Below are 11,388 nucleotides of genomic sequence, written 5' to 3' on the forward strand. Positions count from 1 at the left end.
TTTTATATTTTTAACCTAAAATTAGCTTTTTTTATATGATGTATTAATGTTTATATAGTGCATTAAAGATAATATTACTCATAGTTATAAATGAGGTATTAAATATGATGATTGGTAAAAAGATTCGTTTAGAAAGAATCATTAACAGACATACCGGTAGAACTGTAATAGCTCCAATGGACCATGGAGTTTCTGATGGCCCAATGAAGGGTATTATAGATATAGACAAAACTGTTGAAAGCATTTCCCAAGGTGGAGCAGATGCAATACTTATGCATAAAGGTATTGTAGAACAGGGCCACAGAGGATACGGTAAAGATATTGGTCTTATTGTACATTTATCTGCAAGTACTTCCTTAGCACCAAATCCAAATAATAAAGTAATAGTTACTTCTGTTGAAAAAGCTATTCAGTTAGGTGCAGATGCAGTATCTGTTCATGTTAATTTAGGCAGTGAAACAGAAAGTGAAATGTTACAGGAATTAGGGGAAATTTCTGAAACCTGCAGCTACTGGGGAATTCCTCTTTTAGCTATGATGTACCCAAGAGGTCAGAAAGTGGAAAATGAACATGATGTAGAGTTAGTTAAACATGCTGCACGTGTAGGTTCAGAACTTGGTGTAGATATTGTAAAAACTAATTATACTGGTGATCCGGATTCATTTAAAGAAGTAGTTGAAGGAGCATTAGTACCTGTAGTAATAGCAGGAGGTCCAAAAGTCGACACTGATGAAGAATTATTGCAGATGGTAAAGGATTCTATTGAAGTTGGTGGAGCAGGTGTAGCATTTGGACGTAATCTTTTCCAGGCTGAAAATCCGGGTAAAATAACCAGAGCTATTTCAGAAGTGGTACATAATAATTTAGAAGTAGATGAAGCTTTAAAATTCTTGAAATAAGGTGATTTTGTGGAAAATAAATTCGCTTGGATAATGACTCCAAATAAGCCATGGGATGATAAAAAAGAAATGATTACAACTGCACTGGAATCAGGTATTAGCTATGTCTTGGATTTGGAAGACTGTGATAAAATCCAAAAATTAGGTAATGTAAAAACAGTAGCTAACAGTGATGATGCAGACATTTATCTTGTTGGAATAAATGGTGAAGGTGATGGATCTTTAATCCTTAGTGAAGATTTGAATCAATCACAAGATTTACAGGAAGCAAAAAAAGCTAAAAGAGAAGGCAAAACTGTTTGTGCTTATGTGGAAATCACAGATAAAAATCATGAGCAATTAGCTGTCAGTTTAGGTTCTGTTGCTGATTACATTATTTTAATAAGTACTGACTGGACAGTTATTCCATTGGAAAATATTATTGCAGACTTGCAAAAAGAGGATGTGGAAATAATAGCTGCAGTAGCAGATGAAGACGGTGCTAAATTAGCTGTTGAAACTTTAGAGCATGGTACTGATGGAGTAATATTTGAAGCAAATGATTTTAATCAGATTAAAAAAATAGCACAGTTAGTTGTAGATGCTTCTAAAATAAAATATGATTTAAAAGTAGCTACTGTTACTAATGTTAAACCATTAGGTTCCGGTGACAGAGTATGTGTTGACACTACTGACATGATGAAACCTGGAGAAGGTATGTTAATTGGATCATATTCCAAATCATTATTTTTAGTACATAGTGAGTCACTTGAAAGTGAATATGTAGCATCAAGACCATTCAGAGTAAATGCAGGTCCTGTTCAGGCATATGTAATGGTTCCAGGCAATAAAACAAGATACTTATCAGAACTTGTTGCTGGAGATGAAGTTTTAATTGTTAATACAAAAGGGGAAACAAGAACTGCCTATGTCGGAAGAAGTAAAATTGAAAGAAGACCTTTAATATTAATTGAAGCAGAATATGAAGGCAAAACAATCAGAACACTTCTTCAGAATGCAGAAACAATTAGAATAGTTGATGCTGATGATAATCCTCTATCAGTAGCTGATATAAAAGTAGGGGATGAAGTTAAAGTATATGTTGAATCAAATGCCAGACATTTTGGTATAGCTATTGATGAAACAATAATTGAACAATAAAGGTGGTTTAATGTCTCAGATCAGGTCTTTTTTAGCTATTGATTTAGATGATGATTTTAAACCTAAAATAAATAAAATCATAAAAGAATTTAAAAAAATTGATGCAAACATTAAATTTGTTGATTTAAATAATTTGCATTTTACTTTAAAATTCTTTGGAGATATAGATACGGAAGGTATAGATTTAATTTCTGACAGGATTGAAAAGGTGGTTAATGATTTCGAACCTTTTAATATTAAAATAACTGGCTGCGGTGCTTTTCCTAATAACAATCATATAAAAGTTATCTGGATTGGAGTTGAAAGTGATGAACTTTTAGTCCAGTTGCATGATAAATTAGATAAAGAATTTGCAGCTATTGGTTTTGATAAGGATAAAAAATTCTCAACACATCTTACTATTGGTCGTATGAAATCAGCTAAAGGAAAGAATCAGGTTAAGGATGTTATTGAAGAGTTTGAAAATGTTGAAATTGGAGAAATGAATGTTTCAGATATTGCTTTTAAGAAAAGTACTTTAAAACCTTCCGGCCCAGTTTATGAAAATTTAAAAACTTACGATTTGTGATTTAATGGATTATAAACATATTTTAAATGAAATTAAACCTTCAAAAGAGGAAAGTAAGGAAATTCTTAAGACTTCAGATAAATTAATCACTTATTTAAATGAAGTTTGTAAAGATGAAGGAATCAATGCCTGTGCTTCACTTGTAGGTTCTGTAGCTAAAAAAACTTATTTAAGTGGAAAATCAGACATTGATATTTTTATTTCCTTTCCTTTAGATGTAGATGTTTTACAGCTTAAGGAAACAGGTTTATATTTAGGATATAAATGCAGTGATTATTTTAATGGAAAAGCTAGTGAACATTATGCATCTCATCCATATGTAACTAGTCAGATTAATGGTTTTGAAGTGGATTTTGTTCCATGTTATGAAATTGAAGACGGAAGTCAGCTGAAATCTGCAGTTGACAGGACAATTTTACATACCAAATATATTAAATCTCATTTAAAACACAATCAAAACGAGGAAGTTCTTCTTTTAAAAAGATTTATGGACATGACTGGAACATACGGCTCTGAATTTAAAGTAGGTGGCTTTGCAGGTTATCTGTGTGAACTGCTGATTTTAAAATATGAAACCTTTGAAAACACTTTAAAAGAAGCTTCAAAATGGAGATATGGTCATACTATTGATTTGGAAGGTTATAATACTGCAGATTTGTTTAATGACCCGTTAATTGTAATAGATCCAACTGACATGAATCGTAATGTTGGGGCTGCATTAAGATTAGATAAAATGGCTGAATTTATCCAGTCTGCAAGAAATTATTTGGCCAGCAATAATAAAAAAGACTATTTTTTCCCGGTAGCTAATAAATTCACTAAGGATGAAATTTTAGATGAATTCCAAAAAAGAGGCAGTGATGTAATAGCTGTTAAATTTAATATTCCTGACATTCCTTTAGATACCCTTCATCCTCAGCTTAGAAAAACAACTGAGTCTTTAGCTGAGAAATTAAATGATGAAGATTTTTCTGTTTACCAATCTGATTACTGGAGTGATGAGGAAAATACAGCAGTTTTATTTTTTGAAATGAGTGTGTCCAGGTTAAACAATACAAAAATCCATTATGGTCCAAAGGTTTTTGTTAAAAAAGGCTCACAAAACTTTATAAATAAACATGGAATTGAAAACTGCTATATTTTAAATGATTTTGTAGTTTCTAAAATCCCTAGGGAATTTATAACAGCTTCTGATTTTATTAATTATGTTTTAACTTATGAGAATATTTCTTTAATAAAAGTAGGTAAAAATCTTTTAGATAATATAATTGATAGCTATGAACTGCTTTCATTAGATGAGCTGGACTTAAATAATGAAAGTTTCGTGACTTTTTTAGATGATTTTTTAAATCCCAACAAATATTTATTCAGATAACTTTTTTTTGTTTACTTTTTTATTATTTATTTAACTGTTTCAGCTATTTTAATTCTGTTTTTATAACAATATTAAAAAGGAAATGATTATATAATTTACAAAACATAAATTTAACCGTTATGAATTTAATTCATTTCAATCAATAATCTTTATTATTATGAAGGTTATTTATTAATATTGGGAGATGAAAAATGTTAGATAAGTTAAATAAACATATATTTTTATTATTAATTGCATCTCTTGTTTTAATTTTAATTCCTGCATCTTTTGCAGAGGATTTAAACGATACTCAAGTAATTATCAATGGTAGTGAAGATACCCAGATAATTACAGATGCTAATTTAGATAATAATATATATGTTTCAACTGAAGGTGATGATGATAATGGTAACGGATCCCAATCCAATCCATATGCATCTGTCTCAAAGGCTGTTGAAAAATATAATTCTTCAGTAAATTCAAATATTTTCATTAAAAATGGAAATTATTCATTTACTGATACTGTAATTTTAAACAAAACAATTAATATCACTGGTGAATCTTCAACTGGTGTTATTTTAAATGGAAATCATCAGAATTATCTTTTTAAAGTTAATAATAAAGCAACTGTATATTTAAGTAATTTAACTTTGATGAATGGTAATTCTACTGATAAAAGCAGTTCATACTCTGATTATCCTGCAGGAGCAATTTATTTGTCTTATGCTAATGCTCTTAATGTAGATAACTGCAGATTTATAGATAATATGCAATCTGCATTGTCTTATTATTCTTCTTTTACTGAAACTGTTGTAACAATTATAAATTCTATATTTGAAAATAACAAAGGAACTTTATGGGGAAAACCAGGTCATGGTGGTGCTATTTATTTCTTTGGTCCGGGTATTTTAAATGTAGCAAATACTACTTTTAAAAATAATTTTGTTAATTCAAGTTTTGGTAATGGTGGAGCTGTTTATCTTGCTGGAAACAGTAAATTAGCTATTTTTGATAATTGTAAATTTATTAACAATTCAGGAGGTAGCGGTGGAGCTATTGGAGCTTATTGTGCTGGCGATATTATTGTTACAAATTCTATTTTTGAAAATAACACTGCATCAGATAACAAAGGAAGCTGTATTTACGATAACCAAGCAAATCTAAAATTTTTAACTTTAAGTGTAGGAAATAACATTTATATTAATAACTCTCCGGCAAACAACACTATTTATACTGAAGGTAAAGTTAATTTTGTTGATTTAGACGGTACTACCAGAATAAATGCAGATAATATTGATATGGATTATGGTGATGATAAAAACTTTACAGTTACTTTAACTGACAGTGAAGGTAATCCTTTAGCTGCTCAACAAATTATTATAACTTTAACTGATTATTACAAAAATGTAACTACTTTTATGGTTAAAACCAATAGTCAGGGTCAAGCTATTTTATCACTTAAAAACCAACATCCTGGAAGATATTCTGTTGTTTCAAAATTTGAAGGAAGTGGAAAATACACTGCAATCGATATAACAAATTCTATTAAAATCATGTCTAAAGAAGACATGTCTCTTATTTTAGATAAAACTCATGTTGTAATGTCTGAAGGTGACTCTGTTATTATAACCGGTTATATGGTTGATTATTACTGGGAACCTTCCAATGCATTTGATGGCAGTGAATTCTATGTAATTTGGAAAACACACACTGGATCTACTCATTCTATACGTGGTGGAATGTTTGTAGAAGATGGTAAAATTGTATTTGATTTGTCTGATTGTCATTTAAGCAGTCAGGATGAATTATATTATGTAACATTTGTAGTAACAACTGATGACTACGGAGATTTCAATGCTACTGTAGAAGTGGATATGTCTAAAATCATGCCGCCTGTACCTGAAGATATTGATGTTATCTATGTTGCTAAAAACGGTAGTGATGTAACAGGTACCGGTAGAGAATCTAATCCATTAGCTAGTGTTCAGATGGCATTATATGTTAATGGTCAGTTAGGTGGTAATAAAACCATTTTTGTAAAAGAAGGAATTTATGATATTTCCATTTACACTCTTTATGATAATGTAACAGTTATCGGACAATATAATAAAACTGTATTTAGACAAACTATGGGTAAAATGGGTATGTTCATGATTGATCAAGGAACCAGAGCTAATTTTACCAATATTACATTTATTAATGGATACACAACACCTAATCCTTATTCCTTACTTACAATAAGATATAATTCTGTAGTTAATATTGATAACTGTATCTTCAGGAATAATACTTGTCTTAGTGGTGGAGCTATAGCAGTATCTCAGGGAGCTATTGCAAATATTAATAATTCAATATTTGAAAATAACAAAGCTATTCTGATAACTTCTGAAGGTGGAGCAATCTGGGTATATGAAGCTACTTTAAATGTTCATAATTCATTATTCTACAATAATACTGCATGTGACGGAGGAGCAATATACTTTGGCCATGGTTCTCTTTCCCGTATTGTAAATACAACCTTTGACAACAATACTGCATATAAAACCACTCTTACTATAGGTGGTGGGGGAGCTATTTATGCAACTTCTCAGGTAGATATTACAATAGACAATTCTACATTTGTAAATAATTACGCTGACTTAAATGCAGGTGCAATTTTCCTTGATGGCTCAAATATGACCATTACCAAATCATACTTTGAAAATAATATGGTTAAAAATGATGGTACTGCAAAAGCTACAGATATTGGTTCTGATCAGACATATCCTGTTTTCTTAAATGTAACTTACAGTGTATTCATCCCTAAAAATTCATATCTTTATCAAATTTCATTATCCGGATATGCTGATGAATATTATGTAGATATTGACGGTAATTATTGGGGAAGTAACTCAAAAGGAAGGTCTAATGAACCTATCCATAATTGGGTAATTATCCAGGCTAGCACTGATGATTCCCTTATTGAAGTTGGAGATAATGCTGTGATAACTGTTGAATTTAAAGGTAAATCTCAGGATGGTATTTTTGATTTAAATGGAAGTGTACATGACTTTAATGTTGATTTAACTCCTAGTTTAAATAATGTAAATCCTGCAGCTGTAACTATTGTTGATAATGTAGCTAAAACCAATTATACAGCTGCTAAAGAGGGATTAGAAAAAATAAACTTTACTGATGTCAATTCTAAAGTAGTTTATGTTTATTCATTTGATGTAGAAAAACACATTGACAGGACTAATTCCACTTTAACTGCTGATAATCTTGTAATGTATTATTTAGATGGTTCTAAATTCATAGCTAAATTAGTAGATGTTAACGGTACTCCAATAGCTGATGCAACTGTTAAATTCATAATTAATGGTGTAACTTATGAAAGGATTACTGATGCAAACGGTACTGCCAGCTTAAACATAAAACTGCTGGACGGTTTGTATAATATAACTTCTGTATTTGAAGGAAACAGATATTCTTACGGATCTTCTGTTAATAACACTATTTCAGTTAAACCGGCAGCTACTTCAATGACTGTATCTGCATCTGACATTTTTGTTGGTGATGAAGCAGTTATTACAGCAAAATTAAATGTAACTGAAGGTATTGTATTATTTAATGTAAATGGAGCTACCCAATATGTAAATGTAACTGATGGTATAGCTACTTTAAGATTAAATAATTTAGCTAACGGTGTATATAATGTAACTGCAAAATATGATAAATTCAAAGGATATTTAGGATGTGAAAATGTCACTTCATTTACTGTAAATAAAGTAAGTAACTATAAATTTAATGCTAATGTAAATGATGTTAAAATAGGTGAGGATGTAACTGTTAATGTAGAATTACCTGTCGATGCAACTGGTGATGTTGTAGCTATTGTAAATGATAAAAATTACACAGCTAAAGCAGTTGATGGTAGTGCTAATATAACTATTTCCGGATTAAGTACTGGTAATTATAATATTGCTATAACTTATAATGGTGACGGTAAATACACTAAAAATACTATTAATAAAACTGTAAATGTTAATAAAAATAATGTTAATTTCACTGTTGCAGATTTGGAAAAATATATGGGAGGCAGTGAAAAATTAGAAGCTATCTTACTTGATGTTAATGGCAAGGCTATTGTTAATGGAACAGTTATATTTAATATTAATGGTAAAGATTATGTTAAATATACTAATGAGAATGGTAGTGCATTTATGAATATTGGTTTAAAAACAGGTATCTATAATGTATCTGTTAAGTTCAACGGAACCAAAGATTATAATTCTGCTGCTGTTAATGCTACTGTAACTGTCAAATCAACTGTTATTGGTCATGATATTGTTAAAATGTTTAGAAATGGAACTCAATATTCTGCACTATTTTTAGATGGCAACGGTAATGCTTTAGTAAACACTACTGTTAAATTTAACATTAACGGTGTTTTCTATACTAAATCTACCAATGATAAAGGTATAGCTACTTTAAACATTCAATTGCTTCCTAAAGAATATATCATAACCAATTATAACCTTGTTACCGGTGAGGAAAACTCAAATAAAGTAACTGTCAAATCTTTACTTGTTGATAACTCTGATTTGGTTAAATATTACTTAAATGAATCCAGCTATACTCTTAAAGTAATTGGTAAAGACGGTAAAGTAGCAGCTGGTCAAGAAGTAACCTTCAACATCAACGGAGTATTCTATCAAAGAGTATCTAATGATGATGGAGTTGTCAGTTTAGGTATTAAGTTACGTCCGGGTACCTACATCGTAACAGCTGAATATGAAGGCTGCTGGGTATCTAACAACATTACAGTATTGCCAACATTGATTACTAAAGATCTTGATATGAAATACTTAGACGGCAGCAACTTCACTGCACAAACATTAGACGGTCAAGGCAAAGCATTAGCTAACCAAAACATATCATTTAATGTAAACGGTGTATTCTACCATAAAACAACAGATGAAAACGGCATAGCTAACTTGAATATACGTTTAAACCCAGGTAAATATATCATCACATCTATCTGGAACGAATACCAAGTTGGAAACAATATTACTATAGCTTAAAAGTAAATAATTTCTACATTATTTACTTCTTTTTTTTATTTTTCGCAGAGGATGGGAAAAAATTAACTTTTTGAGTTGATTTGTTTTTTAATATTTTTTGGTATTTGATTGTTTTACTATCTTAAATTCTTTTATTTTTCGTTAATTGTTTTGTTATTTTTGTATTGGTAAAATAAGTTTATATCAATTGTTATATTTTTATTTGATGGTTGTTTTAGGGTTATTTTTATCCATTGATTATGTTTTTTTTTAATTTTCGGTTATTTTGTTGAATATTTTTTTGAGGTTTATTGCTATTATGAGTAGTGTTAGTTCTGTTTTGACGTTTTGTAGTCCGTATGAGTTTGTTTGTCTGTATTCTAGGTTTTTTATTAGGTTTCCAAAGACTATTTCTATTGTGCTTCTTTTTTTGTAGGTTTCTTTTTCTTTTGGATCTTCGAATTTAATGGCCATGTTTTTTCTTGATTCTGTTCCATATTCGGTTATTGTTTTGTATTGGTTGTATCCTGCACATTTTGTTTGATTGTGACAGTATTTGCATTCTGTTGTGTAATATAATTTTTTAGTTGTGCCATTAGAGAAGTATTCTTTTTGAAATGGGAGTATTTTGTTATTTGGGCATATATAAGTGTCTTCTTCTGCTTTGTATGTGAAGTTTACTTTTCCAAATGGTTTATTTTCTTTGTTTTTTGGTTTTACTTTCATTGATTGTGTTCTATTTGGTATTATTGCTGTTAGATTGTGGTTTTCCATGTAATCAAGTGCATATTCTGAGTAATATCCATTATCTGCTAGTATTACTGTGTTTTTGAGTGTGATGTTTAAATTTTTTTGAACATTGTTTATTTCAGGTATTAATGAGTTTAAATCTATGGGGTCTCGTATTAAGTTTATATCTATTATTATTCCTGTTTTTGTGTCATTTACTGATTGTATGTTGTAATTGAAGTCCGTTCCTCCTTTTTTATTTAGCATCCAAAGTGCTTCTTTGTCTGTTGTGCTTATGCTTGTTTGTTTGCTTTTAGTTAAAATTTGCTCCATTTCATCTAATTCGATTATTGCATGTGTGTAATGATTTATTGATTTTATTGCTTTTGTAAAATAGTTTATACAGCCTTTTCGTACTTTCTTTTTTTGTTTTGAGTTGTTTTTGTTTATTTCTTTTTTAGTTTCAATTAAATATTTTTGTGCTTCTTTTATTAATTTGTCTTTTCTTGAAATAGTGTGTGATTTTTCGATTTGATTGGTGAATTGTTGTGTTTTTTCTTGTTTAAAGATATATTGGAGGAAATAGATGTCTTCCATTTTTAATATTTTTGATTTTGATGCATTGGCCCGTATTTTACTTCCATCAATTGCAATAGTTGATAAATCTAAGAATTGATAATATTGGGCGAATTTAACGCAGTCAACAAATAAATCACTTATGATTTGATGTGATTTTCTTTTGAAATCATTTATCAAATGATAAGATGGTGTTTCATAGTTCATTAGCTTTTGATATCTTGTATCAAATAATAATTTCGTGTTTATTTTTCTTCCACTTGTTATGCCTTCGCTTGATGCCAAAATAAGCACTTTACAAAGTGAAATTTCACTATATCTTGGTCGGCCAATTTTATTGGTTCGTTTTTCAATATCATGATTGTTGAAAAACCAGTTTACAAAGTAATCAATGAAAAATACAAATTTTTCATGCTTTGTTTTTATATCTTCAAAATCTAATAACTTTTTAAGTTCATTTAAATCCATTGAATTATTAATAATGTTATTTAAATACATTATATTAACCTATCTTTTTATACTAATATATTTATACTTCATACTATAAATATTAAACTAATGACAAACCAAGAACAAATACCCATTGGGAGAAAAATAACTCAAAAAGAACTTACACAAAAAATAAAAGATTTAGAAAAAGAATTAAAAGTATTAGAACGCTTAAAATTTATTAATTACAGATATCAAGGAAAAAGTGTAGATGAAGCAGTAGCCCTAATTGGTGTTACTAAACGAGTCGGATACATATGGCAAGAGCGATGGAACAAAGAAGGCATTGAAGGCTTAAAACCAAGATATAAAGGCGGAAAACAATCAAAAATATCTTCAGAACAATTAGAAGAACTAAAAAAATACTTAATAAAAAACAATATAACAAACACAAAAGAAATAAAACAAATAATAGAAGATGAATATCAAGTAAATTTTTCAGAAAAACACGTAAGAACATTAATACACAAAATGAATCTAAAATAAACAAAAAAATAAAAACAAAAGTATGTGAAAAATAAGATCAAATTACTTTCTTCCCACCCTCTCGCAGCATTAATAAGTAAAAATTATATATGTTGTTTGATATAG

At 29.5% G+C, this 11,388-nt stretch carries 7 protein-coding genes; 6 read left to right on the forward strand and 1 reads right to left on the reverse strand.

Features of this window, described 5'->3' with window-relative positions; all coding sequences use genetic code 11:
- The first annotated feature begins 104 nt into the window (after nt 1–104).
- The 5 genes from ACMC9J_RS09110 (at nt 105) to ACMC9J_RS09130 (ending at nt 9,024) form a co-directional block, all read left to right on the forward strand.
- Nucleotides 105–899: a 2-amino-3,7-dideoxy-D-threo-hept-6-ulosonate synthase gene (locus ACMC9J_RS09110; RefSeq protein WP_019263986.1), complete on the forward strand. Its 795-nt coding sequence runs from the start codon at nt 105–107 to the stop codon at nt 897–899.
- A 33-nt stretch (nt 900–932) separates the two neighbouring features.
- Nucleotides 933–2,039, forward strand: coding sequence for a 3-dehydroquinate synthase II (locus tag ACMC9J_RS09115; RefSeq protein ID WP_019265810.1), 1,107 nt, complete (start codon nt 933–935; stop codon nt 2,037–2,039).
- A gap of 10 nt (nt 2,040–2,049) precedes the next feature.
- Nucleotides 2,050–2,607, forward strand: coding sequence for an RNA 2',3'-cyclic phosphodiesterase (gene thpR / locus ACMC9J_RS09120; RefSeq protein WP_019268858.1), 558 nt, complete (start codon nt 2,050–2,052; stop codon nt 2,605–2,607).
- Between the two features lie 4 nt (nt 2,608–2,611).
- Nucleotides 2,612–3,982 (forward strand): CCA tRNA nucleotidyltransferase, encoded by a 1,371-nt coding sequence (gene cca / locus ACMC9J_RS09125; RefSeq protein ID WP_427003284.1) that lies wholly within the window; start codon nt 2,612–2,614, stop codon nt 3,980–3,982.
- 191 nt (nt 3,983–4,173) lie between these two features.
- A complete protein-coding gene (locus ACMC9J_RS09130) occupies nt 4,174–9,024 on the forward strand; it encodes an Ig-like domain-containing protein (RefSeq protein ID WP_427003285.1) in 4,851 nt (1,616 codons plus the stop codon).
- A 249-nt stretch (nt 9,025–9,273) separates the two neighbouring features.
- Here the strand turns inward: ACMC9J_RS09130 and ACMC9J_RS09135 are convergent, their stop codons facing one another.
- Entirely contained in the window at nt 9,274–10,806 is a 1,533-nt protein-coding gene (locus ACMC9J_RS09135; RefSeq protein ID WP_177812762.1) for an IS1182 family transposase, read from the reverse strand.
- Between the two features lie 60 nt (nt 10,807–10,866).
- Between ACMC9J_RS09135 and ACMC9J_RS09140 the strand changes: the two genes are divergently transcribed.
- A complete protein-coding gene (locus ACMC9J_RS09140; RefSeq protein WP_427003286.1) occupies nt 10,867–11,283 on the forward strand; it encodes a helix-turn-helix domain-containing protein in 417 nt (138 codons plus the stop codon).
- Nucleotides 11,284–11,388: the final 105 nt, after the last annotated feature.

Origin of the sequence: Methanobrevibacter intestini (assembly GCF_047402955.1) — an archaeon.
Lineage (GTDB): Archaea > Methanobacteriota > Methanobacteria > Methanobacteriales > Methanobacteriaceae > Methanocatella > Methanocatella intestini.